23 protein-coding genes are annotated in these 24,781 nt (G+C 73.5%); 13 read left to right on the top strand and 10 right to left on the bottom strand.

The genetic code is table 11. The annotated features are described in order from the left end of the window. Positions 1 to 173: 173 nt before the first annotated feature. The gene (locus tag ASD16_RS19990) at positions 174 to 515 is read left to right on the top strand and encodes a helix-turn-helix domain-containing protein (RefSeq protein ID WP_055922087.1); all 342 of its coding nucleotides are present in this window, start codon (positions 174 to 176) and stop codon (positions 513 to 515) included. Between the two features lie 233 nt (positions 516 to 748). Here the strand turns inward: ASD16_RS19990 and ASD16_RS19985 are convergent, their stop codons facing one another. Further along, positions 749 to 1,507, bottom strand: coding sequence for a DNA-formamidopyrimidine glycosylase family protein (locus ASD16_RS19985; protein WP_055922085.1), 759 nt, complete (start codon positions 1,505 to 1,507; stop codon positions 749 to 751). Positions 1,508 to 1,519: 12 nt separating this feature from the next. After that, positions 1,520 to 6,391: an ATP-dependent helicase gene (locus ASD16_RS19980; RefSeq protein ID WP_055922081.1), complete on the bottom strand. Its 4,872-nt coding sequence runs from the start codon at positions 6,389 to 6,391 to the stop codon at positions 1,520 to 1,522. 62 nt (positions 6,392 to 6,453) lie between these two features. On the opposite strand from ASD16_RS19980, the gene ASD16_RS19975 reads away from it, so the two are divergent. The 6 genes from ASD16_RS19975 (at position 6,454) to rny (ending at position 13,037) form a co-directional block, all read left to right on the top strand. Then, complete coding sequence (locus ASD16_RS19975) at positions 6,454 to 6,687, top strand: DUF3046 domain-containing protein (protein WP_055922078.1); 234 nt, start codon at positions 6,454 to 6,456, stop codon at positions 6,685 to 6,687. A gap of 12 nt (positions 6,688 to 6,699) precedes the next feature. Then, a complete protein-coding gene (locus tag ASD16_RS19970; RefSeq protein WP_055922075.1) occupies positions 6,700 to 8,778 on the top strand; it encodes an alkaline phosphatase family protein in 2,079 nt (692 codons plus the stop codon). Continuing rightward, the gene (locus ASD16_RS19965; RefSeq protein WP_055922072.1) at positions 8,775 to 9,551 is read left to right on the top strand and encodes an MBL fold metallo-hydrolase; all 777 of its coding nucleotides are present in this window, start codon (positions 8,775 to 8,777) and stop codon (positions 9,549 to 9,551) included. The genes ASD16_RS19970 and ASD16_RS19965 overlap by 4 nt, the downstream gene beginning before the upstream one ends. Before the next feature lie 215 nt (positions 9,552 to 9,766). Continuing rightward, the gene (gene recA, locus ASD16_RS19960) at positions 9,767 to 10,807 is read left to right on the top strand and encodes a recombinase RecA (RefSeq protein WP_055922070.1); all 1,041 of its coding nucleotides are present in this window, start codon (positions 9,767 to 9,769) and stop codon (positions 10,805 to 10,807) included. An 8-nt stretch (positions 10,808 to 10,815) separates the two neighbouring features. After that, positions 10,816 to 11,403: a regulatory protein RecX gene (locus ASD16_RS19955; RefSeq protein WP_055922067.1), complete on the top strand. Its 588-nt coding sequence runs from the start codon at positions 10,816 to 10,818 to the stop codon at positions 11,401 to 11,403. 74 nt (positions 11,404 to 11,477) lie between these two features. Continuing rightward, positions 11,478 to 13,037, top strand: a complete 1,560-nt coding sequence (gene rny, locus ASD16_RS19950) for a ribonuclease Y (protein ID WP_082571023.1) — start codon at positions 11,478 to 11,480, stop codon at positions 13,035 to 13,037. Here the strand turns inward: rny and ASD16_RS19945 are convergent, their stop codons facing one another. The 4 genes from ASD16_RS19945 to ASD16_RS19930 form a co-directional block, all read right to left on the bottom strand. After that, positions 13,038 to 13,898: an amino acid ABC transporter permease gene (locus ASD16_RS19945; protein WP_055922064.1), complete on the bottom strand. Its 861-nt coding sequence runs from the start codon at positions 13,896 to 13,898 to the stop codon at positions 13,038 to 13,040. Next, complete coding sequence (locus ASD16_RS19940; protein ID WP_055922060.1) at positions 13,895 to 14,584, bottom strand: amino acid ABC transporter permease; 690 nt, start codon at positions 14,582 to 14,584, stop codon at positions 13,895 to 13,897. The genes ASD16_RS19945 and ASD16_RS19940 overlap by 4 nt, the downstream gene beginning before the upstream one ends. An 89-nt stretch (positions 14,585 to 14,673) precedes the next feature. Further along, complete coding sequence (locus ASD16_RS19935; protein ID WP_055922056.1) at positions 14,674 to 15,543, bottom strand: glutamate ABC transporter substrate-binding protein; 870 nt, start codon at positions 15,541 to 15,543, stop codon at positions 14,674 to 14,676. 84 nt (positions 15,544 to 15,627) lie between these two features. Continuing rightward, positions 15,628 to 16,410 (bottom strand): amino acid ABC transporter ATP-binding protein, encoded by a 783-nt coding sequence (locus tag ASD16_RS19930; protein WP_055922053.1) that lies wholly within the window; start codon positions 16,408 to 16,410, stop codon positions 15,628 to 15,630. 123 nt (positions 16,411 to 16,533) lie between these two features. Here ASD16_RS19930 and miaB point away from each other — a divergent pair, with 123 nt between their 5' ends. Beyond that, entirely contained in the window at positions 16,534 to 18,111 is a 1,578-nt protein-coding gene (gene miaB, locus ASD16_RS19925; RefSeq protein ID WP_055922511.1) for a tRNA (N6-isopentenyl adenosine(37)-C2)-methylthiotransferase MiaB, read from the top strand. A 3-nt stretch (positions 18,112 to 18,114) separates the two neighbouring features. Here miaB and ASD16_RS19920 read toward each other — a convergent pair whose 3' ends face one another. Beyond that, positions 18,115 to 18,636 carry a YbjN domain-containing protein gene (locus ASD16_RS19920; protein WP_055922050.1) on the bottom strand — a complete coding sequence of 174 codons (522 nt, stop codon included), beginning with the start codon at positions 18,634 to 18,636 and terminating at the stop codon, positions 18,115 to 18,117. Further along, positions 18,633 to 19,229: a YbjN domain-containing protein gene (locus ASD16_RS19915; RefSeq protein ID WP_055922047.1), complete on the bottom strand. Its 597-nt coding sequence runs from the start codon at positions 19,227 to 19,229 to the stop codon at positions 18,633 to 18,635. Before ASD16_RS19915 ends, ASD16_RS19920 begins: the two co-directional genes overlap by 4 nt. Before the next feature lie 78 nt (positions 19,230 to 19,307). On the opposite strand from ASD16_RS19915, the gene ASD16_RS19910 reads away from it, so the two are divergent. The 5 genes from ASD16_RS19910 to ASD16_RS19890 are packed head-to-tail and all read left to right on the top strand — an operon-like array spanning position 19,308 to position 22,831. Beyond that, the gene (locus ASD16_RS19910; RefSeq protein ID WP_055922045.1) at positions 19,308 to 20,033 is read left to right on the top strand and encodes a hypothetical protein; all 726 of its coding nucleotides are present in this window, start codon (positions 19,308 to 19,310) and stop codon (positions 20,031 to 20,033) included. Between the two features lie 38 nt (positions 20,034 to 20,071). After that, positions 20,072 to 20,587: a YbjN domain-containing protein gene (locus ASD16_RS19905; RefSeq protein WP_082571022.1), complete on the top strand. Its 516-nt coding sequence runs from the start codon at positions 20,072 to 20,074 to the stop codon at positions 20,585 to 20,587. A gap of 5 nt (positions 20,588 to 20,592) precedes the next feature. Beyond that, the gene (gene miaA, locus ASD16_RS19900; RefSeq protein ID WP_055922042.1) at positions 20,593 to 21,549 is read left to right on the top strand and encodes a tRNA (adenosine(37)-N6)-dimethylallyltransferase MiaA; all 957 of its coding nucleotides are present in this window, start codon (positions 20,593 to 20,595) and stop codon (positions 21,547 to 21,549) included. Further along, positions 21,546 to 22,502, top strand: coding sequence for a diaminopimelate epimerase (dapF, locus tag ASD16_RS19895; protein ID WP_055922039.1), 957 nt, complete (start codon positions 21,546 to 21,548; stop codon positions 22,500 to 22,502). The genes miaA and dapF overlap by 4 nt, the downstream gene beginning before the upstream one ends. Positions 22,503 to 22,507: 5 nt before the next feature. Beyond that, a complete protein-coding gene (locus tag ASD16_RS19890) occupies positions 22,508 to 22,831 on the top strand; it encodes a thioredoxin family protein (protein ID WP_235523458.1) in 324 nt (107 codons plus the stop codon). On the opposite strand, the gene ASD16_RS19885 is transcribed toward ASD16_RS19890, so the two are convergent. Both ASD16_RS19885 and ASD16_RS19880 read right to left on the bottom strand, forming a co-directional pair. Then, on the bottom strand, positions 22,780 to 24,159 hold the full coding sequence (locus ASD16_RS19885) for an MFS transporter (protein ID WP_055922036.1): 1,380 nt from the start codon (positions 24,157 to 24,159) through the stop codon (positions 22,780 to 22,782). The two genes, ASD16_RS19890 and ASD16_RS19885, sit on opposite strands and share 52 nt — an antisense overlap. Further along, positions 24,156 to 24,761, bottom strand: a complete 606-nt coding sequence (locus tag ASD16_RS19880) for a class I SAM-dependent methyltransferase (protein WP_055922034.1) — start codon at positions 24,759 to 24,761, stop codon at positions 24,156 to 24,158. Before ASD16_RS19880 ends, ASD16_RS19885 begins: the two co-directional genes overlap by 4 nt. Positions 24,762 to 24,781 lie beyond the last annotated feature (20 nt).

Below are 24,781 nucleotides of genomic sequence, written 5' to 3'. Positions count from 1 at the left end.
CAAGGTACGGTGGAATCCTCCCGGCGAAGGGACAGCCGGGTTCTGCAGGGAATGGTTCTGTGGTCAAGGGTTCTGTGGTCAACAGTCCCGACAAGAGTTCCGTGGTTCCGGGTCCGCGACGGACTCCGGCCCCCGGAGTGGACGTGACACGTGACGCGAGAGGGGGAGCCCGAATGGTTGTACTCCGTCGAGAGATCGGCGATGTGCTGCGGGACGCGCGACAGCGCCAGGGGCGCACCCTGCGTGAGGTGTCGTCGGCAGCCCGTGTCTCGCTCGGGTACCTGAGCGAGGTGGAGCGGGGTCAGAAGGAAGCATCGTCGGAGCTGCTCAACAGCATCTGCGAGGCGCTCGACGTCCCGATGTCGCTCGTCCTGCGCGAGGTCAGTGACCGTGTCGCTGTTGCCGAGGGTCTGCTGATCCCCGACACGGTGCCGGCAGACCTCGCGGCGTCGGTGGCTGGTGCCTCCGACTCCGGGTGGGCGCGGTCGCGGTCGGAGCTCGCCGCCATCGGCTGATCGGATGGCCTCGGCCATCATCGAATGACCGGACGGGCGCACCTGTCCCGGTCGACGGGTCGCTGCTCAGCGCCCGTGGCGACGGACCGCACAGTCCGCTCGTCCTCCTGCACGGTCCGTGGACTCCCGTCCGCGGACCGTTGCTCGTCGTGGGGCGCTGCCCATTCGCAGGCCTGCCCGCGCGCGATGCCGGCCGGCCGCACGGGCAGCTCGGTGACCGGCGGTGCCCGAGGTCAGTCGCGCGCGGCCTGGCAGCGGGGACAGTAGAAGATCGGCCTCTCCATGGGCGGCTTGCGCGCCTGGCCGACCGCGATCGGGGTCCCGCAGCGGTGACAGGGTTGACGCGTCCGGGCGTGGACGTGCTCGGGGGAGCGCCCGTCGACCACGGAACGCCGCATCTGGCGACGGGCCACCGCGAGCTGGCGGGACGCGTCGACCTTGTCGGCCGGCGTCCACGGCCAGAGCTCCTCCGCCCACAGGGACTCGGCAGCGAACAGCGTGCCGATGCCGGCGACGACCGTCTGGTCGAGCATCACCTCGGCGACCGGCGTCGCCCCGCGCGCCGCCCACCGACGCAGCATCTCGTCGGCGTCGACCGGGTCGGCGAGGATGTCCGGCCCGAGGTGGCCGATGAGGGTGCGTTCGTCCCGCGTCCGCACGACGTCGAGCATGCCGAGGTGGTGCCCGACCGCTGTCCATTCGGCGGTGGCCAGCACGGCGCGGACGTTCGTCGCCCGGCCCGCCGCTGCGGAGGTCCCCGTCCGCCAGATGCGCCAGTAGCCGTCCATCCGCAGGTGCGTGTGGAGCGTCCAACCGTGGTCGAACCGGGTCAGCAGGTGCTTGCCGTAGGACACGGTCTCGACCACCGTCCTGCCGACCAGGTCGACGGTGGCGGCCGACGGCCAGCGCAGGTCGGACCGGACGAGGGTCTTGCCGGCGAACGCCAGCTCGAACCGGTTGGCAGTACGCCGCAGGACGTCGCCCTCAGGCATGGATCCTGGCCGTCACGGCCGGTCCCGCAGCCGCAGACCTCGTGGCGTGGCGGCGAAGCCCGCTGCGACCAGCGCCTGGCCGAGCGAGCCGCGCAGGGCACCGTCGAGGACCTCCACGCCGTCGATGCGCACGATGGTGAGCCTGCCCGAACGCCTGACGCGCACGGTCGTCGCGAGTCCCTCCGCGGCGGCGGTGAGCACGCCCGCGTCCGACGCGAAGGTCAGCACGGTCCGCCCGCCGCGCTCCAGGTACAGCACGAGTGCGCCGTCCACGAGCACCACCAGGGCACCCGCCTTCCGGCCGGGTCGGTGCCGGCCCGCTCCAGCATCCGACGGGTCCGGGCCTGCGACCGGCCACGGCAGCGACGCGCCGTACGGGTTGGCGGGGTCGGTGGCGGCCAGGACGACGACCTGCAGGTCGGTCGGCCCGTCCTGGTCGGCGGACCGTTCGACCACCTGGGCGTCGACGCGCAGCCGGTCGACGGCACCCGGCAGCGCGAACTGCGAGCCGCCGAGGCGCTCGACGAAATAGCCCCGTCGCACCTGGCCGCCCTGCTCCAGCGCCGACAGCACGCGGTACACGTCGGTGAACCGGGCGCCGATGCCCTCCGCCGGGGCGACGGCCCGCGTGAGGATGCCGTGCCGGTCGAGGAGCTGGGCGGCCAGCGCGTGCGCGCGCAGCGTCGGGTCCGGCTCGCGCGCGGGCAGCAAGGACCACCGACCGCCGCTCGCGGCACCGCCCAGCCCGAGGGCGCTCGACCGGACCCCCGGGTCTCCGGCCAGCTGCACCGCGGCGCGCAGGCCCAGCCGCGGGCGCAGCGGACGGCCCCGCGGCGTGGCGGCGCGCGTCCGGTGCGCGGTGCTCCCGCTGCCCAGCCACGCGCGCAGCGGGGCGAGCCCGTCGTTGGTCACGTGACCCGTCCACACGAGGTCCCACACGGCCGCGGACACGTCCGCCTGGCTCGGTGAGGCGTCGTCCGGGCGCAGCTGGCGGACCCGCTCCGTGAGCGCCCCGAGGAACCAGGCGCCGCCACCGCCGAGCGCCTCGAGCAGCGCGTCGTGCAGCGGGGTGTCCGCTGATGCCTCCGCGGCGCGCAGCGTGAGGTCGGCGACGGCAGCGGGGTGCACCGAGATCAGCCCGTCGTGCCCGGCGAGCGCGCCGTGCCCCGCCCACACCACCTCGCCCGCGGCGGTCAGCTCGTCGAGCATCGCGGGGTCGTAGTCGATGACGCGGGCGGGCAGGATGTGGGTCTCGAGGGCCGACGCGGGCATGACGGCCCCAGCCAGCTGCTCGACCACGCGCGCGACGCCGTCCACCCCGCGCAGCGAGCCGGTCGCCGAGCTGCGACCGGTGCGCCCGACAGGTTGGACGCCCTGCCACCGCGGCAGGAAGACACCGAGCGCCTGCGGGTCGACCGGCTCCACCTCGGCCCGCAGTGCGGCGAGCGACCGGCGGCGCAGCGTCCGCAGCACGTCGGCGTCGCAGAACTCGTCGCCCGTTCCGCCGAGCACGTCGGGGCGCAGCCGTCCCTGGACGAGCACCCCGCGGCCCTCGAGGCGGCGCAGGGTCTCCGTCACGACGGCGACCCCCCAGCCGAAGCGGGCGGCTGCCTGGGCGGCGGTGAACGGCCCGTGCGTCCGGGCGTACCGGCGCAGCAGGTCCCCGACGGGATCCGGGACGAGCTCGGTGAAGACCTCGGGCACTCCGACAGGCAGCGCGACCCCCAGCGCGTCCCGCAACCGCCCGGCGTCCTCGATCGCCGCCCACTGCTCGGCGCGCTCGGGCGGCACCCCGCCGAGCCGGACGCGGATCACGCGACGCGCACCCTCGAGCTCGACCAGCCAGCCGGGGACGGCGTCGCGGACCTCGGGCTTCGCCCGCTCGGCGACCTCCGACGCGGTCAGCGGCCCGTGGCGTCGGACGGCGTCGGCCAGCTGCTCCAGGGTGCCCGCCTGCCGTTCGGGCGCCCGTCCGCTCAGCTCCGCCTCGGTGCGCACCACGGCCTCGGGGTCGAGCAGGTCGGCCAGCTGCGACTCGCCGCCCTGGCCGAGCAGCTCGGCCAGCAGGGTCGGGTCGAGCGTCAGGGCAGCGGCACGGCGCTCGGCCAGCGGGGCGTCGCCGTCGTAGAGGAACTGCGCCGTGTAGCCGAACAGCAGCGACTGCGCGAAGGGCGACGGCTGCGTGGTCGTGACCTCGACGACCCGGACCCGGCGGGCCACGACGTCGCGCATGAGAGTGGTGAGCGCCTCGGTGTCGAAGTCGTCCTGCAGGCACTCGCGGACGGCCTCGAGCAGGATCGGGAAGTCGGGGTACTCGGACGCCACGGACAACAGCTGCGCCGACCGCTGCCGCTGCTGCCAGAGCGGCTGGCGGCGGTCCGGCCGGCGCCGGGGGAGCAGCAGCGCACGGCTCGCGGCCTCGCGGAACCGGGCACCGAACATGGCCGACGAGCCGAGCTCGGCCTTGACCGCGTCGAGGACCTCGTCCGGGTCGACGAGGAGGTCCGCCAGGTCGACACCCGGCCCGGTGGACTCCGCCCACGGGTCGTCGACCAGCGAGCCGTCTCCGGCGTCCAGCATGTCCGGAAGCCGCAGGACGATCCCGTCGTCGGAGTGCATGGCCGCGGCGTCGACGCCGTACCGCTCGCGCAGCCGCGCGCCGATGACGATCGCCCACGGCGCGTGCACGCGCGCCCCGTAGGGGGAGTGCAGGACCACCCGCCAGTCGCCGAGCTCGTCCCGGAACCGCTCGACCACCAGCACGGTGTCCGACGGAAGCTCGCCCGTCGCCTCGCGCTGCTCGCGCAGGTACGTGAGCAGGTTGTCCGCGGCCCACGCGTCCAGCCCGGCGGCCTCGACACGGCTGCGGGCGTCGTCGTCGGGCAGCGCGCTGAGCTCGCGCACCCAGGCGCCCATCGCCTGGCCGAGCTCCGCGGGCCGCCCCGGGGAGTCGCCCTTCCAGAACGGCAGCCGGCCCGGCACCCCCGGGGCGGGCGTCACCAGGACGCGGTCCGGCGTGATGTCGTCGATGCGCCACGTGCTGGAGCCGAGCGTGAACATGTCGCCCACCCGCGACTCGTAGACCATCTCCTCGTCGAGCTCACCGACGCGCTTGCCTCCGCGGACCGTCCCGCCCGAGCGCTCGGCGTCGACCGGGACGTCGCTGGTGGTCGCGCTGCCCGCCAGGAACACGCCGAACAGGCCACGGTCGGGGATGGTGCCGCCGCTGGTCACCGCGAGCCGCAGCGCGCCGGGCCGCCCGCTGAGCACGTCCCGCACCCGGTCCCACACGATGCGGGGCCGCAGCTCCGCGAACTCCTCGCTCGGGTACCGGCCCGCGAGCATGTCGAGCACCGCGCGCAGCGTCGCCTCGCCCAGCCCGGAGAACGGCGCCGCCCGCCGGACCACGGCCGACAGCTCGTCGAGCGACCAGTCCTCGACGGCGACCATCGCCACGATCTGCTGCGCGAGGACGTCGAGCGGGTTGCGCGGGACCCGCATGGCCTCGAGCGCGCCGTCCCGCATGCGCTGCGCGGTGACGGCCGCCGGCACGAGCTCGCCCCGGAACGTCGGGAAGACGATCCCGCGGGACACGGCACCGACCTGGTGGCCGGCGCGGCCGACGCGCTGCAGCCCGCTGGCGACCGACGGCGGCGACCCGACCTGCACCACCAGGTCGATGGCCCCCATGTCGATGCCGAGCTCCAGGGAGCTGGTGGCCACCACGGCGGGCAGCAGCCCGGCCTTGAGCTCCGACTCCGTGCGGGTGCGTTCCGCGCGGCTCATCGAGCCGTGGTGCGCGCGCGCCAGGATGGTCGACGCGTGCCGGGTGTCGATGCCGACAGCCGTGCCCGACTGCGCCGGGACCGCCGCTGCGCGCAGGGTCGCGGGGTCCGGCACGTCCTGCCCCGAGCGCTCGGCCCAGACCTCGTTCATCCGTGCGGTGAGGCGTTCCGCGCCGCGCCGGGAGTTGGTGAACACCAGCGTGGACCGGTGCTCGGCGACCAGGTCGACGACGCGCTCCTCGACGTGCGGCCAGATCGACGGCCGGGGCAGCTGGCCGGCGGCCGCGCCGGACAGGTCGAGGTCGTCGGGGGTGACGTCGGTGCCGCGCAGGTCCGACAGGTCCGGCACGGGCACGACGACGTCGACCACGATCTTCTTGGTCGACGGCGGCTGCACGACCGTGACGGCGCGCCCCCGGTCCTCCGGGCTGCGGGCACCGCCCAGGAACTGTGCGACCGCGTCCACGGGCCGGACCGTGGCGGACAGCCCGATCCGCTGGGCCGGACCCGGACCGCCGGGGTGGTCGAGCAGGGCGTCGAGCCGTTCGAGCGACACGGCGAGGTGAGCACCACGCTTGGTGCCGGCGACGGCATGGATCTCGTCGATGATGACCGTGCGCACCCCCGCGAGCCCCGCCCGGGCGCCGGACGTGAGGACCAGGTAGAGCGATTCCGGCGTGGTGATGAGGATGTCCGGCGGCTTCGTCGCGAAGGCCCGGCGCTCGTTCGGCGGGGTGTCCCCGGTGCGGATGCCGACCGTGACCTCCGGCAGCTCCAGCCCCAGCCTGCCCGCCGCCTGCCGGATGCCGACCAGGGGGGAGCGCAGGTTCCGTTCCACGTCCGTGGCGAGCGCCTTGAGCGGCGAGACGTACAGGACCCGGCAGCGCTCGACCGGGTCGTCGGGCCGCTGGCCGGTCAGGAGGCCGTCGAGCGCCCAGAGGAACGCGGCGAGCGTCTTGCCCGAGCCGGTGGGTGCGACGACGAGCGCGTGCTCTCCACCGGCGATCGCGGTCCACGCACCCAGCTGCGCGGGCGTGGGCTCGGCGAACGCCCCCGTGAACCAGGTCCTGGTCGGGTCGGAGAAGCGATCGAGCACCACCCGGCCATTGTGTAGGTCACGACCGACACCCGCCCCTCCCGGAGGGTGGCAGGCTGTCCCTCGTGAGGCTACGAGAGTTCTGGCTGCTGGTGGACGACGTCCTCGGCAGCGCGCACGGCAGGGAGCTCACGCGAGAGCTCGTGCTCCGAGGGCTCGACCAGCGCACCGCGATGCAGGCGCTCGACGACAACGTGGAGCCGCGCACCGTGTGGCACGCCCTGTGCGACGAGCTCGAGATCCCGGAGAACGCACGCTGGGGTGCCGACGCCCGCCGCCCCGCACCGCCCCGGGCCTAGGAGAGAGCACCGATGACGTCGTCGAGCCGACCGCGCACCCCGTCCTGGATGCCCACGCTGCGCGACGTCGGCGAGGCGGTGCTCACCCTCCTGACCACGACGGTGGGCCTGGCCGTCGCGGTCGCGCTGATCGACGGCGTCAGGGCCGACACACCATGGGCGATCGTGCTCGCGGCGGCCGTCGTGGCGGTCGGCGACCTGCTCCTGCGGGCCCCGCTGCGGTTCCTCGCACGCCGGGGGAGCGCCGCGCTCGCCCTGGGCCTCGGGCTCCTCGCGCAGGTGGCGGTCCTGTGGCTGGCGCTGTCGGTCGTGCCCGGCATCGGTGCGGACAACCTCTGGTCCGTCCTCGGAGTCCTGGTGCTCACCGCGATCGTGATGGCGGTCGGACGGTGGGCGATCGGCTCGAGCAACAGCGACTACGTGGTCTCCGACCTGGTGCGGCGAGCGCGTCGGCAGGCCCGGCGCGAAGGCGTCCGTGCACCGTCGGCGGGCGAGCCGCGCCCGGCCGGGATGCTCGTCGTGCAGCTCGACGGCGTCGCCGCACCGGTGCTGCGGGAGGCCATCGAGGCGGGGCTGGCGCCCAACGTGCAGCGGTGGATGAGCACGGGCACCCACACGCTCGAGGACTGGTGGGCCCGGATCCCGTCGACGACGCCCGCCAGCCAGGCCGGCCTGCTGCACGGCGACTCGTCCCAGATCCCCGCGTTCCGCTGGTGGGACCGCGACCTCGGCCGGCTCGTCGTGACCAACCACCCCGAGGACGCCGCGCTCGTGGAGCAGCGGCTGACCACCGGCAAGGGACTGCTCGCGGGCGGGGGGACGGCGGTCTCGACGATGTTCTCCGGCGACGCCGCGACGGCCTTCGTGGTGATGAGCCGGTCGCGCACCAAGGGCCCCGACGGCGGTCTGGGTCCGGGCCCGGCGTACGTGCGCTTCTTCGCGAGCCCGTTCGTGCTGGCCCGCGCCGTGAGCCTGTCCGTCGGCGAGATGTTCAAGGAGCTCTACCAGGCGCACCGCCAGCGGATCCGTGACGTGCAGCCGCGCATCTCCCGCGCCGGCTGGTACGTCGTCCTGCGCGGGATCACCAACGTGCTCCTGCGGGACCTGAACACCTCGCTGGTGGCCGAGGCGCTGCTGCGCGGGTCTCCCACGATCTACGTCGACCTCGTGGACTACGACGAGATCGCGCACCACGCGGGACCGACGCGCCCCGAGTCGCTGCGGTCGCTCGAGGGCCTGGACCGTGTGCTCGGCACGTTCGAACGCGTCGTCGCCGTCGCGCCCCGGGACTACGAGATCGTCGTGGTCTCCGACCATGGTCAGGCGCTCGGTGCCACGTACGAGCAGCTCGGGGGCGAGACGTTGCTCGACTCCGTGCGTGCGCTCATGGCCGAGCCGGCCGCCGACGGTGTCACGAGCGACACCGGCGAGGACTGGGGGCTGCTCAATGCCCTCGTCAACAGCGCGCTGAACCTCTCCCGCGGGTCGACGGTCCTCGGGCCCGACCAGGGGCGCCCCAAGCAGCCCGCCGCGGCGGGGGACCTGCCCGACGTGGTCACCGTGGGTTCGGGCAACCTCGGGCTCGTCTGGTTCCCGCAGGTGCCGCACCGGTTGACGCTCGAGGACTTTCAGGAGCGCTGGCCGGGGCTCGTGACCGGGCTCGCGGCCCGGCCGGGCGTCGGGGTCGTCGTGGTCGACACCGAGGAGCAGGGCCTCGTCGCGATCGGCCCCCGCGGGCTGGTCCTGCTGGAGCAGGACGGAGCGGTGCCCGAGGGCGAGGATCCGCTGCTGCCCTACGGTCCGCGCGGGCACGCCGACCTGGTGCGCGCGGCACGGCTCCCGCACACGGGCGACCTGCTCCTGATCTCGACCGTCACCGACACCGGGCACGTGCACGCGTTCGAGGGGCAGGTCGGGTCGCACGGCGGCATCGGCGGCGCGCAGAACCACGCGTTCCTGCTGCACCCGACGCGGTGGGCGATGGCCGACGAGCTGCGCGAGCCCGTCGGCGACGACGAGATCCTCGTGGGCGCCGAGACGGTGCACGAACAGCTGGTCCGCTGGGCGGACGCCGCCGGACTGCGGCCATGACCCTGCGGCTGCGCTGGCTGGGACATGCGAGCACCGTGCTCGACGTCGACGGCGTCCGCCTGCTCACCGACCCCCTGCTGCTGCGGCACGCCGGGCTGCTGCGGCGCCGGGGGGACGCCCCCCGTCCCGCCCACTGGGAAGGCGCCGACGTCGTCCTGCTGTCCCACCTGCACCACGACCACGCCGAGCTCGGTTCGCTGCGGCTGCTGGACAGCGTCCCGGTGCTCAGCGCCCCGGCGAACGCCCGGTGGCTGCGCAGCCGCGGCGTCGGGTCGGCCGTCGGGCTCACGGACGCGCAGTGGTGGCAGGTCCCCGGTTCCGACGTACGGCTCCGCCAGGTTCCCGCTGTGCATGTCCATCGGCCGATGCCGCACCGGCCGAACGCGACGCACGGGTTCGTCGTCGTGACGGAGTCGTTCCGGGTCTGGTTCGCCGGGGACACCGCGCCGTTCGCGGCGATGACGGACATCCCGGCGCTCGCGGGCGGACCGATCGACCTCGCGCTGGTGCCCGTCGGCGGGTGGGGGCCGCGGCTGTCCGGGGGGCACATGGACGCGGTCCAGGCGGCCCGGGCGTGCGCGAGCGTCGGCGCCCGGACGGCGGTGCCGGTGCACTGGGGGACGCTGCACGCACCGGTGTCGCGACGGCTGCCACCGGGCTGGATGGACCGCGCGGGACCGGCCTTCGCCCACGCGGCAGCCCGGGTGGCGCCGTCCGTGGAGGTGCACGTGGTGGAGCCGGGGGAGCAGATCGAGCTGGTGCCGGACCGGTGAAGACCCGTCGGCGTGTCGCAGACGTCGAACACCTGTTCGGCTAGGGTGGTGGACGCGGGTGCACGACCGACCCGCCCACAGCCCCCGCCGGCGCGTGCCGGATCCCGGGGACGAGGGTGGTGCGGTCGGGATGTCGGTGGTCGGACATAGCGTCGCTCGCAACAAGACCAGCCCCCGTACCGCAGCAGCAGCTGCTCGAGACAGACGAGGTCGACATGCCCGCACCGAAGGATCGCGAGAAGGCCCTCGAGGCCGCGCTCAGCCAGATCGACCGCCAGTTCGGCAAGGGGTCGATCATGCGGCTCGGGGACGACGGCCGCGCTCCGGTCGAGGTCATCCCCACCGGCTCCATCGCCCTGGACGTCGCCCTCGGCATCGGCGGGCTGCCGCGCGGGAGGGTCGTGGAGATCTACGGCCCGGAGTCCTCCGGCAAGACCACGCTCGCGCTGCACGCGGTCGCCAACGCGCAGAAGGCCGGCGGGATCGCCGCGTTCATCGACGCCGAGCACGCCCTGGACCCGGAGTACGCCAAGAAGCTCGGCGTGGACACGGACGCGCTGCTCGTCTCGCAGCCGGACACCGGTGAGCAGGCGCTCGAGATCATGGACATGCTGATCCGCTCGGGCGCCATCGACGTCATCGTCGTCGACTCGGTCGCCGCGCTCGTGCCCAAGGCCGAGATCGAGGGCGAGATGGGTGACAGCCACGTCGGCCTCCAGGCCCGGCTCATGTCCCAGGCGCTGCGCAAGATCACCGGCGCGCTCAACTCGTCCGGCACCACGGCCATCTTCATCAACCAGCTCCGCGAGAAGATCGGCGTGATGTTCGGGTCGCCCGAGACCACCACGGGTGGCAAGGCGCTGAAGTTCTACGCGTCGGTGCGTCTGGACATCCGCCGCATCGAGACGCTCAAGGAGGGCACGGAGGCCGTCGGCAACCGGACCCGCGTGAAGATCGTCAAGAACAAGATGGCGCCGCCCTTCAAGCAGGCGGAGTTCGACATCCTCTACGGGGTCGGCATCTCGCGCGAGGGCAGCCTCATCGACATGGGCGTGGAGCACGGCTTCGTGCGCAAGTCCGGCGCCTGGTACACGTACGAGGGCGACCAGCTGGGTCAGGGCAAGGAGAACGCCCGCAGCTTCCTGCGGGACAACCCGGACCTGGCCATCGAGCTGGACAAGAAGATCAAGGAGAAGCTCGGCATCGGGGCACGTGTCGACGCACCTGCCGACGCCGTGCCGGCCGTGGACTTCTGAGCAGTCGGATGACCAGCAGTACCCGACGTCGGGGGCGGTTCGGCACCGAACCGCCCTCGACGGGCGCGGCCGCACAGGACGCCGAGCCGGATCAGGAGTCCGTGGCGCGGGCGATCGCGCTGCGGCTGCTGACCTCCTCGCCGCGCAGCCGGGCGCAGCTCGCCGAGGCGATGGCGCGCAAGGACGTTCCCGACGACGTCGCGGAGCGGGTGCTCGACCGGTTCACCGAGGTCGGGCTGATCGACGACGTCGAGTACGCGCGGATGGTCGTCCGGACGCGGCACGCGGAGCGTGGCCTGTCCCGCCGGGCGATCGCCGTCGAGCTGCGCCGCCGGGGGATCGACGACGAGGTGGCCGGCGACGCGCTGGAGCAGGTCGACGCGGACGACGAGGAGTCGGCAGCCCGGAGGCTCGTCCGGCGCAAGCTCGCCTCGACCTCGGGACTGGACGCGCAGACGCGGTCGCGACGGACGTTCGCGGCGCTCGGACGTCGCGGCTACCCACCGGGGCTCGTCGCGCGGCTCGTGCGCGAGGAGCTCGCGGCCCAGGACCCGACGGCCGACGCTGACCTGGACGGGTTCGCACCGGAGCAGTGACCTTCCGGACGGCACGGGACACACCGGTCGCGTCGGGCGCCCGTGTCCCCGAACGGCGGCAGGTGTGCGCGACAATGGCCGCTACCCGCGCACCGGCCCCGCTGCGCGACGTGCGGCCGGACCAGGAGGACGTTGTGGACGCAGGCGCCACCGGCACGATCGTCGGGCTCCTCGGTGCCTGTCTCGTGGCCCTCGTGCTCGTCCTCGTCGCCCGTCGGGAGGCCAGCCTGCAGCGTTCCCGTGCCGAGGCGGACGTCGCCTCCATCAAGGACGCAGCACGCGCGATGCGCGAGGACGTCGAACGGCGCGAGCGGCGGCTGACCGAGCGGGAGCAGTCCGTCGCGACGGACCGGTCCGAGGTCGACGAGCTCGAACGCCGTGTGCGCGCCGAGGCGGAGGCGGCCGCGGAGGCACGCCGAGCGAGCGCGCGGCTGCTGGAGGAGTCGGAGCGCGCGGCTGCGGCCCGTGCTGCGGCAGCCGAGAAGGCCGCGCTCGCGGAGCTCGAGGCCGTCACCGGCCTCACGGCGGACGACGCCCGAGCCGAGCTGACCAAGCGGATCGTCGAGCAGGCGCAGAACGATGCGGCCGCGCAGGTCCGACGAGCCGAGGCCCAGGCGCGCAGGTCCGCGGACGCCCGGGCGCGGCGCATCGTCACCACGGCGGTCCAGCGGCTCGCCGTCCCGACCAGCACACAGTCACCGCTCACCGTCCTGCCGCTCCCGTCCGACGAGATGAAGGGTCGGATCATCGGCAAGGAGGGCCGCAACATCCGGTCCTTCGAGGCGCTCACCGGCGTGAACGTCCTCGTCGACGACCAGCCCGACGCGGTGGTCCTCTCCTGCTTCGACACCGAGCGGCGTGAGGTCGCCCAGGTCGCCCTCGAGGCCCTCATGGCGGACGGTCGCATCCACCCGCAACGCATCGAGCAGGCCTACGCCGAGGCGCTCGCGGGTGCCGACGAGCGCACCGACTCGGCCGGGCACGATGCCGCGGAGCGCGCCGGAGTGAGCGGGTTGCACCCGACGCTCGTGCGCACGCTGGGTCGGCTGCGCCTGCGCACGTCCTACGGACAGAACGTGCTGGAGCACCTCGTGGAGACCGCCCAGCTCGCCGGCGCCCTGGCCGCTGAGCTCGGCGCGGACGTCGAGGTGACCCGCCGCGGCGCGTTCCTGCACGACATCGGCAAGGCGCTGACCGCGGAGCTGCAGGGCACGCACGCGATGCTCGGTGCAGACCTCGCTCGCCGGCACGGGGAGTCCGCCGCGATCGTCAACGCCATCGCCGCACACCACGACGAGGTGGCGCCGGAGACGGTCGAGGCCGTGCTCGTGCAGGTCGCGGACGCCATCTCGGCGTCCCGGCCGGGAGCCCGCCGCGAGGAGCTGGGTCAGTACGTCGAGCGCATCGACAAGCTCGAGCAGCTCGTGGCCGCGCACGCCGGGGTGCGGCGCGCGCTGGCCATGTCCGCGGGCCGCGAGGTCCGCGTCATCGTGGAGCCGTCCGAGGTCGACGACTACGCGCTGCCGCAGCTGGCGGTCGCGATCGCCCGCCACATCGAGGCCGACCTGGCGTACCCGGGCGAGATCATCGTGACGGTCGTCCGGGAGATGCGCGCGAGCGCGACCGCCGGCTGACTAGTCGTTCCCGGTCGCGACCACCAGGCTCGGCGCCTCGGCACGCGGCTTGCCCGCGGTGCGCTTGCCGACGCGTCCGGCCAGCAGGTCCGCCAACCGTGTCAGCCCGTAGTTGATGACGATGAAGATCAGCGCCGCGACGACGAGCGCCTGCAGGATGTTGCCGTTGCCGGAGCCGAACCGCCGTGCGGCGTCGAGCAGCTCCGGGTAGGTGACGATGAGCCCGAGGGCCGTGTCCTTGAGGATGACCACGAGCTGGCTGGCGATGGCCGGGAGCATCGCGATGAGTGCCTGCGGGACCTCGATCAGCCGCAGCGACTGGCCGCCGCGCAGGCCGACCGCGAGTGCCGCCTCCCGCTGACCGCGAGGCAGACCGTGCACACCGGACCGGACGAGCTCGGCGAACACCGAGCCGTTGTAGAACGTCAGGCCGAGGACGACCGCGACCAGGGGGACGTCGGACGGTTCGAGGATCTGGAGCTTCCCGAGGCCGAGGTAGAAGAAGATCATCATGAGCAGCACGGGGACGGCTCGGAAGAACTCGACGATCGTGCCGCTGACGGCGCGCACCGCCCGGGACGGCGAGAGGCGCCCGAGCCCGAACACGAACCCGAAGACGGCTGACGTCACGATCGAGATGCCGGCGGCCGTGAGCGTGTCGATCAGCCCCGGGATGAGGTAGTCGACCCACGGGCTGGCGGTCAGGAACGGCTTCCACAGCGCGGGGTTGAGCTGGCCCTTGTCGCCGAGCCGCAGCAGGACCCAGACGCCGATGCCGGCGACGACGACGGTCGCGGCGATGTTCACCCACACCATCCGTCGGCGGGCGACGGGGCCGGGGACGTCGAACAGGGTGCTCATCGGGCCACCGCCAGTCGTCGTGAGAGTGCGGTGGTCGCCAGGCCGATCGGCACGACGATGAGGACGAATCCGAGAGCGAACGTGAGGAAGATCGCGACGATCACGTCGGGCCGGAACTCGATCATGGTGCGCATGAGGCTCGAGGCCTCCGCGACGGACGCGGCGGCGGCGACCGTCGAGTTCTTCGTCAGTGCGATGAGCACGTTGCCCAGCGGCGCGACGGAGCCGCGGAACGCCTGCGGCAGGATGATCAGCCGGGCGGCGGGCCAGAACGACAGGCCGATCGCGCGAGCGGCCTCGGCCTGACCGACGGGCACGGTGTTGACGCCGGACCGCAGCGCCTCGCACACGAACGCTGCGTGGTAGACGGTCAGGCCGACGACGGCGAGGCGGAAGAAGTTCGTCGTGAAGTCGGGGGAGAGCGTGATGCCCAGCTGCCCCCAGAGCCCGAGCACGCAGAAGACCATGATGATCGTCAGCGGGGTGTTGCGCAGGAGCGTGACGTAGGTCGACCCCGCCCACTGCAGGCTCGGCACGGGCGAGATCCGCATCGTCGCCAGCACCGTGCCGAGGATGAGGGCGAGGATCCCCGCGAAGAACGTCAGCTGGATGTTGACCCAGAACGCGGCAAGCACGTCGAACTCGTCGAACAGCGACAGGTACTGCTGGAGGAAGCCGTCGTCCACCGACGCTCCTTGCTCTCGGAGGGCTCGCGGAGGGCTCTGAGGGACCGGGGGCCCGCGCGGTGTGCGCGAGCCCCCGGTCCGTCAGCGGGTCAGGCGCAGGCCGCGGGCGTCGGAGGGTTGAGCTCCTCGTTCGCCTTGTAGCCGGAGGCGCCGACGTTCTTGTCGAGCAGCTCCTGCCAGGTGCCGTCGTCGATCATCTTGGTGATGGCCTCGTTGATGGCCTCGCACTTGTCGCTGTCCTTCGCGAGGCCGACGCCGTAGTTCTCCTCGGAGAACGGGTTGCCGACGACCTTGACCTTGCCCTCGTTCGCGGGCACTGCCGCGAGGCCGGCCAGGATGATGTCGTCCGTCGTGACGGCGTCGACCGTCCCGGCCGTCAGCGCGGTGACGCACTCGGCGTACCCGGGCTGCTCCAGCAGGTTGGTGCCGGTGGCGTACTCGTCCTTGATGCGCTGCGCAGAGGTGGAGCCGGTGACCGAGCAGAGGTTCTTGCCCTCGAGGTCCTCCGGGCCGCTGATGGAGTCGTCGTCCGCGGCGACCAGGAGGTCCTGACCGGCGACGAAGTACGGTCCGGCGAAGGAGACGACCTCCTTGCGCTTGTCGGTGATCGAGTAGGTCGCGAAGATCATGTCGACCTGGCCGTTCTGCAGCAGCGTCTCGCGCTGCGCGGACGGCGCCTGGACCCACTCGATCTGGTCCTCGCCGTACCCGAGCTCGCCGGCCACGAACTTCGCGACGTCGACGTCGAACCCGGTGTACTCGCTGCCGTCCTGGTAGCCCAGTCCGGGCTGGTCGAACTTGATGCCGATCTTGATGGTGCCCTCGGCGCCGCCGGTCTCCTCGGTCGCCTCGCTCGTCGCGCCGGCGTCCGTGTCGTCTCCGCCGTCGTCGCTCGAACAGCCGGCGAGCGTCAGCGTTGCCGCCGCCGCGAGAGCCAGTACCAGTCGTCCTCTACGCATCGTGTGTCCCCTTCGTGTGGTGTGCAGTGTCGGTTCGGTCTCGGTGGGGTCGGGGTGGGGTCGAGCCCGTCGGGCCCGTCGGGCTCAGTGGGTGAGGATCTTCGACAGGAAGTCCTGGGCGCGGTGGCTCTTCGGCGCCGTGAAGAACGTCTCCGGGTCCGCCTCCTCGACGATCTGGCCGCCGTCCATGAAGACGACCCGGTTCGCGGCCTTGCGGGCGAAGCCCATCTCGTGGGTGACGACGATCATCGTCATGCCGTCCCGGGCGAGGCCGACCATGACGTCGAGCACCTCGTTGATCATCTCGGGGTCCAGCGCGGACGTCGGCTCGTCGAAGAGCATGACCTTCGGCTGCATCGCGAGGGCGCGGGCGATGGCGACGCGCTGCTGCTGACCGCCGGAGAGCTGCGCGGGGAGCTTGTCGGCCTGGTCCCGGACGCCGACCCGGTCGAGCAGGGCGAGGGCGATCTCCTTGGCCTTCGACGGCTTGACGCCCTTGGCCTTGACCTGGCCCAGCGTGACGTTCTCCAGGACGGTCTTGTGCGCGAAGAGGTTGAACGACTGGAAGACCATCCCGACGTCCGCCCGCAGCCGGGCCAGTGCGCGGCCCTCCGCGGGGAGCGGGACGCCGTCGAGGGCGATGGTGCCCGAGTCGATGGTCTCCAGCCGGTTGATCGTGCGGCACAGCGTCGACTTCCCGCTGCCGGAGGGCCCGATGATGACCACGACCTCGCCGCGACGGACGGTCAGGTCGATGTGCTGGAGCACGTGCAGGGAGCCGAAGTGCTTGTCGACGCCGCGGAGCTCCACGAGGGCGTCGGACGTCTGGTCGGTCGGGGCGGGCGGTGCGGCTGAGGTGTCCACCATTGGATGAACCTACGGGTGGTTTGCCCGATCTGGCGAGCGATGACGGTCACGGTTCGGCAACGTACCCGTCAAGCAAGACCCCAGGTGAGGGGCCCACGGCGACCGGCCGTACCCTTGTCGGTGATGTCCACGACCCTGCCTGCCCTCCTGCCTGACGCCCTCGCACCCGAGCGCGGTGAGGTCGCGCGCACGTACCTGGTCAAGACCCTCGGCTGCCAGATGAACGTGCACGACTCCGAGCACATGGCCGGCATGCTGGAGCAGGCCGGGTACGTCGCCGCGAGCCCGGTCCAGGCCGCTGCCGAGGACGCGGACGTCATCGTCATCAACACGTGCGCCGTCCGGGAGAACGCGGCCGACAAGCTCTACGGCAACCTCGGCCGGCTCGCCGCCTCCAAGCGGGCGCGTCCCGGCATGCAGATCGCGGTCGGCGGCTGCCTCGCGCAGAAGGACCGCGCGGGCATCGTGGAGCGGGCCCCGTGGGTCGACGTCGTGTTCGGCACGCACAACCTCGACGTCCTGCCGGTCCTGCTGGAGCGCGCGCGCCACAACGCCGCGGCGCAGGTCGAGATCGAGGAGTCGCTCAAGGTCTTCCCCAGCACGCTGCCGACCCGGCGCGAGTCGGTCTACGCGGGCTGGGTGTCCATCAGCGTCGGCTGCAACAACACCTGCACCTTCTGCATCGTCCCGCACCTGCGCGGCAAGGAGCGCGACCGCCGCCCGGGGGAGATCCTCGCGGAGGTCGAGGCCCTGGTGTCGCAGGGCGCCATCGAGGTGACGCTGCTGGGGCAGAACGTGAACTCCTACGGCGTCGAGTTCGGGGACCGCGGTGCGTTCTCCCGGTTGCTGCGTGCGGCCGGCGCGATCGAGGGCCTCGAACGGGTGCGGTTCACGTCCCCGCACCCGGCCGCGTTCACGGACGACGTGATCGAGGCGATGGCGCAGACGCCGACGGTCATGCCGCAGCTGCACATGCCGTTGCAGTCGGGCTCCGACCGCATCCTGCGGGCCATGCGCCGCTCCTACCGGTCGGACAAGTTCCTCGGCATCCTCGAGCGCGTACGGGCCGCGATGCCGGACGCCGCGATCACCACGGACATCATCGTGGGCTTCCCGGGGGAGACCGAGGAGGACTTCGCGGAGACCCTACGGGTGGTGGAGGCGTCCCGGTTCGCCTCCGCGTTCACGTTCCAGTACTCGCCCCGCCCGGGGACCCCGGCGTTCGACCTCACCGACGAGGTGCCCAAGGCCGTCGTGCAGGAGCGCTTCCTGCGTCTGACCGCCCTGCAGGACCGCATCGCGCACGAGGAGAACCTGGCGCAGGTCGGCCGGACCGTCGAGGTGCTGGTGGCCGAGGCGGAGGGCCGCAAGGACGGCGCCACGCACCGCGTCACGGGCCGCGCCGCCGACAACCGCCTGGTGCACCTGGCCCTGCCCGACCACGGTGCCGACGTGCCCCGTCCGGGCGACCTGGTGTCCGTGACGGTCACGCACGCCGCGCCGTACCACCTCGTGGCCGACTCCGCGCTGACGGGCGGCACGTTCGCCGTGCGACGCACGGCGGCCGGCGACGCCTGGGATCGGCGTCAGAACGGTGCGGACGAGCACAGCCACGCCGGGGCGGGCGACTCCTGCGGTACCGGCGGCCCGACCGGGCCGGTCGTGCTGGGCCTGCCGACGATCGGGCTCGCGCGCCGCTGACGCTCAGTTGTCCGGCACGTCCGGCGGCGGTGCGTCGTCGCGGGGGAGCACGGCCTCGAGCGACGAGAACATCTGCACCCCCGTGCCCAGCCCGCACGCCAGCAGCTGCGCCAGCTGGGGCTCGGTCACGCCGGGCTCGAAGTCGGCCGAGACCTCGCTGTAGAGGGCGAGCACACCCTCCTCCTCGCGCAGGTACGCCTTGGGCCAGATGCGCTCGCGGTTCCAGTCGTTGACGGCCAGGGACGCGATCTCGCGCTGGTCGAGCTGCAGGCTCCGGTGCCACCGGCCGCGAACCTGGAGGATCTCCTGCTGCTCGCCGAGGAGCAGGAACCAGAAGCGGCTCCCGTCCCAGGTGCCCGTCAGGTCACCGTCGTCGTCGACCACGAAGCGGTAGCCGCGGGCCACCAGGTAGTCCGCGATCCGCTCCCGGGTCAGCGGTGCGGGAGGCTCGTCGTCGGGCGTGGGCCGCTTGGTCGGCTTGGGCAGCCCACCGAGCACCCGCAGCAGCCAGCCCGGCCCGCTCACGGAGCCACTCCCGCCGGGTCGGGGTACCGCTCGTCGAGCGCGTCGAAGAACATGCTCCCGGTGGACAGGCCGCAGAAGAGCATCTGGCTCAGCTGCGCGTCCGTCGCGCCGTGCTCGAGGTCGGTCGCCACCTCGGAGACCACGTGCACGCGGCCGTTGTCCCGCACGCGGACGTAGGCCTTGGGCCAGATCCGGTCGGCGTTCCACTCGTTGCAGACGTCGAGCACCTCCTCGAGCCGCTCGATCGCGACCTCCCGGTGCCACTGGCCGCGCACCTGGAGGATCTCCGACTTCTCCCCGAACAGGAAGAAGTAGAAGAGCCGGCCCCGCCACAGACCGCCCAGGTCACCGTCGTTGTCGACGAAGTAGCTGAACTGGTTGTTGGTCATCCACGCCGCGATCCGGGCCGGGGTCACGTCCGACGGGAGGTCCGCAGCAGGCTCGGCGACACCCAGCTCGCGGGCGAGGAGCTCTGCGACGCGGTCGTGCAGCTCGTCGTCGGCAGGCTCGAGGTCGGAGCCCGCGTCCGAGGCAGCCGCGGGCCGCGGACGCCCCTGCCACCAGCGCCGTGCACGATCCCCGAGCGACCCCATGCGCACGACAGTACCGGCGCCCGGCCACACCGGGGTGCCGTCATTCGGGTGGCGAACGTCCCGGCGTAGGTTCGGGGCATGCTCGTCGTCGCTGCCCTCGTCCCGGACACCGCGCTGCTCGTTCCCGGGACCGCCGGTGACGCGGACGTGCTCGTCGGGCTCCGTACCGCGGCCGTCGCGGCCGTGGCCGAGGTGGTCGCCGCCGAGGTCGAGACGGTTGTCGTCGTGGCGCCCGGGCCGGTCCCGCGCGAGCTCGCCGGGACGGTCCGTCCGTCCCTCGGGGCGGCCGGGGTGCCCGACGAGCTGGTGTGGTGGCCGGTCGACCCCGTGACGCTCCCGGGGGCCGGACACGACGTTCCGGCCGTCGCGAGCGCGGTCGGGCTGCACCTGCTCGCGCGGGCGCGGCGCGACACCGGTCTGCGGGTGGTCGAGGTCACCGGACGCCAGACCGCCGAGGCGCTGACCATCCTCGGGCGCACGCTGGTGGGCGACGGGCCCACCGGTCTCGTCATCGTGGGATCGGGCAGCGGCCGGCACGGACCCGACGCCCCCCTCGCGGACGACGCGCGGGCGCCCTCCCACGACGCGCGCGTGCTGGCCGACCTCGCCGACGCCGGTCCCGGGGCGCGCGCACGGCTCGCGGCCGACGACGCCGACCTCGCCGCCGAGCTGGCGGTCCGGGGCTGGGCGCCGTGGCAGGTGCTCCTCGGTGCGGCGGCCGACCAGCCGATCCGTGCGCGCCTGCTGGCGGAGTCGACGGAGCTCGGTGCGCAGCACCAGGTGCTCGTGTGGGACGCCCGGTAGGGTCTCTGGCTGTCCGTCCCCGACCCCGTGAGGCCCCGATGTCACCCGCCGAGCACGAGCCCGCCATCCTGCCGCCCCTGACGAGCGCACGGGTCGCCCAGAGGCTCGACGCGCGCGGGTCCGTCTACGGCACCGACAAGGACGGGGACCTCGTGGGCCGCTGGGACGGGCACCCGTTCTGGTTCATCACCCTGGGCCGCGCGAAGGAGTACCTGCAGGTCCGGGGCCGCTGGGCACGCCAGGTCCCCGGCACCGAGTTCGGCAACGTGCTCCTGGGCGCGAACGCGTGGTCCGAGACCATGGTCTGGCCCAAGGTGTTCGTGCGGATCGAGGCCGAGCAGGTCGCCGTCTACACCGAGCACACGGTCGACTACGAGCACGGCCTCACCGACGAGCAGCTGGACCTGCACCTGACCGTCGGGATCGCCAGCGCGCTGCGGTTCTTCGCCGGGCTCGACGAGAAGTACCCCGATGCGGTCTCGACCGTCCCCGTGGCGCCTGCACCCGAGGCGCCTGTCGCCTACACCGACCCCGCCCGACCGACCCTGGACTGACGCCGATGACCCTCGTGGTCGCGCTCGTCGGGCCGACGGCGACGGGCAAGTCGGACCTCGGCCTCGCGCTCGCGCACGCCCTGGGCGGCGAGGTGGTGAACGCCGACGCGATGCAGCTGTACCGGGGCATGGACATCGGCACCGCGAAGCTCACGCCCGACGAGCGCCAGGGTGTCCCGCACCACCTCCTGGACGTCCTGGACGTGCACGAGGACGCCTCGGTGGCCGACTACCAGGCGCGCGCCCGGACCGCGTTCGGCGAGATCGAGGAGCGCGGCCACCGGTCCGTCGCCGTCGGCGGCTCGGGCCTGTACGTCCGGGCGCTGCTGGACCACATGGAGTTCCCCGGGACCGACGCCGAGGTCCGTGCGCGGCTCGAGGCACGCGTCGAGGCCCAGGGTGCCCGGGCGCTGCACGCCGAGCTCGCGGCCGCGGACCCGGTCGCCGCGGACGGGATCGGCCCCCGCAACGCCCGACGGATCGTGCGCGCGCTGGAGGTCATCGAGCTCACCGGACGCCCGTACTCCGCGAGCCTCCCGCAGCACGTCTACGAGGTGCCGGCCGTCCAGCTCGGCCTGGACTGCGACCGGGCGGTCCTCGACGCGCGCATCACGGAGCGCGTCGAGCGGATGTGGTCACGCGGGCTCGTCGACGAGGTCGAGCGCCTGCGCGAGCACGGCCTCGGTCGCACGGCGTCGCGGGCCGTGGGGTACGCCGAGGTGCTCGCGATGCTGCGCGGCGAGCTCCCGCCGGACGAGGCCCGGGCCGCGGTCGCTGCCGGCACGCGTCGGCTCGCGCGCAAGCAGATGGGCTGGTTCGGCCGGGACCCGCGGGTGCACTGGCTGGACGCGCAGGACCCGGACCTCGTCGAGCGCGCACTCGGTCTCGTCGCCGCGGCGGACGCGGGCGACCTCGGGCTCGCCACGGACGACCCGGACCCACGACGTAGCCTGGGCTCATGACCGTGGTGGCCGCCCCGACGCTGCACGTGACCAAGGGTCACGGCACCCAGAACGACTTCGTGCTGCTCGACGACCGCGACGCGCTCGTCGACCTGTCGGCCGTCCTGGTCCGCGGGCTGGCCGACCGGCGCGCCGGTGTCGGTGGCGACGGGGTCATCCGGGTCGTCGCCAGCGAGCACGTGCCCGAAGGTGTCGCCGCGCTGGCCGACGACCCGGACGCCCGCTGGTTCATGGACTACCGCAACGCCGACGGGTCGGTCGCGGAGATGTGCGGCAACGGGGTCCGGGTGTTCGCCGCCTACCTGGAACGCCTCGGACTGTGGGACGCAGCCGACGGCGAGCTCGCTCTCGGCACGCGTGCCGGGGTGCGCCGCGTCCGTCGCGTCCCGGTGCCGGCCGGTGTCGGCGACGCCGTCTGGTACGCCGTCGACATGGGCCGCTGGCACCTGCCGGGCGGGTCGCAGGCCGTGCGCGACGGCGCCGACGCAGAGGTCCTCGTCGCCGGCCTCGAGGTCGCCCGCGCGGGACTGAGCGTCGACGTCGGCAACCCGCACGTGGTCCTCGCGCTCGGTGACGAGGCCGAGCTGGGCGCGGCCGACCTCACGCGGGCGCCCCAGGTCACTCCGGTGCCTCCGCACGGCACGAACGTCGAGCTCGTGGTCCCGCTCGGTGAGCACGAGGCCCCGGACGGGTCGCTGGTCGGCCGGGTCAGGATGCGCGTGCACGAGCGGGGTGTCGGGGAGACCCGGTCGTGCGGGACGGGTGCGTGCGCCGCCGCACTGGCGGTCCGCACGTGGGCCGGGCAGGGGGCGCCCGACGTCTGGCTGGTGGACGTGCCGGGTGGGACCGTCCGCGTGCGCGTCCTGCCGGACGGGCACGTCGAGCTCGCCGGTCCCGCCGTGCTCGTGGCCGCGGCCGACGTCGACCTCGCGGCCCTGGTGGCCGGACACTGACGGTCGTGCGCCTGGACCACGCGGACCTGGGCGTGCCGCTCGGCGAGCGCGCCACCGTGGTCCAGTTCTCGAGCACGTTCTGCGCGCCGTGCCGCTCGACGCGCTACGTCGTCGAGCGAGCCGTGGCGACGACCGACGGGGTCGCGTACGCCGACCTCGACATCGCTGACCACCTGGCGCTCGGCGAGCGGCTCGCCATCGACGTCACACCGACGGTCCTCGTGCTGGACGCCCGCGGTGAGGTGGTCCGTCGCGCGACCGGGGTGCCGACGCTCGCTCAGCTGCGCAGCGCGCTCGACTCGGCGTCGTCAGCGGTGCCGTCCACCTGACGGCGGCCTTCGCCGACCCTGGGCCCGACGAGCGCGGCGCCGACCGCGAAGACGGCGGCGACCGCCAGCGCGGCGGTGAACGGAGCGTCGGGGCTGCGGTCGGCGGCGGCGAACGCGAGGCCGGTGAGCGCGAGGGCGAGGGCGGCGCCGATCGAGTCGGCGATCGACAGGGCCGAGCTGTTCACGCCCTGCGTCCCCGGGGCGGAGTAACCGAGCACGAGGACGGTCAGGCGTGAGTAGACCAGACCCATCCCCGCGCCGGCGAGGGTCCAGGACGAGATCGCGACCGCGGGCGGGAGGTGGGCGGCCGCCGTGACGAGCACCCCGGCGACCGAGACGACGACCAGCGCGGAGCCGACGACGACGGCCGTGCGCGACGAGAGCCGGTCCCCGAGCCGTCCCTGCAACCAGGACGTCCCGGCCCAGGCCACACCGGCGAACGTCAGGGCGATCCCGGCGGTCGTCGGCGAGAACGCGTACCGCTCGGTGAGCAGGTACGGCAGGTAGACCTCGGCGCCGATGAACGCCCCCGAGACCAGGCCGCGGGTCGCGATGACGCTCGGCAGCCCGCGCGCCGCACGCATCGTGCCCGCGGGGACCACGGCGCGCAGCGCGACGAGCGCGCCCGCCCCGGTGCCGACGGCCACGACCAGGGACCACGGCAGCGGGACCTGCGCGGCCAGGTTGAGGCCGAGGACCGCCGCAGCGGCGAGCGCTGCCCAGGCGAGCCGGCCGCGCGGTGCCGCCTCACCGGCTGTCTCGGGAGGGCCGATCCGGCGCAGCGCCGGGACCAGCATCAGCGTCGTCGGGATGACGAGCAGGGCGACGCCGAGGAACACCCAGCGCCACCCGGCGTGCTGGGCGACCGCACCCGCGCCCGCCGGACCGACGAGCGACGGGATGATCCAGGCCGCCGCGAACCACGCGAACACGCGCGGGTGCAGCATCGCCGGGTAGAGCCGGGCCACCACCACGTACAGCGCGACCGTCATCGCGCCGCCGCCGAAGCCCTGGAGCAGACGCCCCGCGACGAGCACCTCCATCGACGGCGCTGCGCCGGCGACGAGGATGCCCGCGGTGAAGAGCCCGACGGCCACGAGCAGCGGTGTCCGGGGTCCGCTGCGGTCGCTCCACGGACCGGCCAGCACCATGCCGACGACACCGGTCGCCAGCGGCCCCGCGAACGCGAACGCGTACAGCGACGCACCGTCGAGCGCGTCGGAGACGGTCGGCATCACCGTCGTCACGGCCAGCGACTCGAACGCGACCATGAAGATCAGCGCGACCATGCTCCAGGTGGTGGTGCGCAGCTCCCGCCAGTCGCTCATCGGTCGTGCACGGCGAGCACGCGGAACCCCTTCGCGCTCGCGGCGCGGTCGACGGCGACGCCGAGCTCGGTCGCGATCCACCGCTGCAGCGAGTCGGCGCCCAGGTTCTTGCCGACCACCAGGTGCGCCTCGCCACCGGGGGCGCGCCGGCCGAGCCACTGCGTCAGCATCGCGTGCAGCGCGACCTTCCCGACGCGGATCGGCGGGTTGGACCAGATCGCCGCGAACAGCACGTCGTCGGGCACCTCGTCGGGACGCACGGCGCGCACGTTGGTCGCGCCGAGGCGCTCGGCGTTGCGACGCGTCAGGTCGAGCGCGCGCTCGTTGACGTCGACCGCCCAGACCCGCGCCGCGGGGGACTCCAGCGCGAGCGTGAGCGCGACCGGACCCCACCCGCAGCCGAGGTCGAGCAGGTCCCCGGTGGCCGGCGGTGCGGGGACGTGGTCGAGGAGCACGCGCGTGCCGAGGTCGACGTGGTCGGGGGAGAAGATCCCGCCGGCAGTCTCGACCTGGACGTCCCGACCGGCCAGGTGCACGTGCAGCAGCCGGCGCTCGTCGGGGGAGGCCGGCTGTGCAGTGAAGTAGTGGTCCTGCTCGCTCACGCGCCGACGATACCCACGAG

This window comes from Cellulomonas sp. Root485 (genome assembly GCF_001426705.1).
Taxonomy (GTDB): domain Bacteria; phylum Actinomycetota; class Actinomycetes; order Actinomycetales; family Cellulomonadaceae; genus Cellulomonas.
The sequence above is the reverse complement of the archived record's forward strand: the minus strand, read 5'-3'. Positions and strand labels throughout refer to the sequence as shown.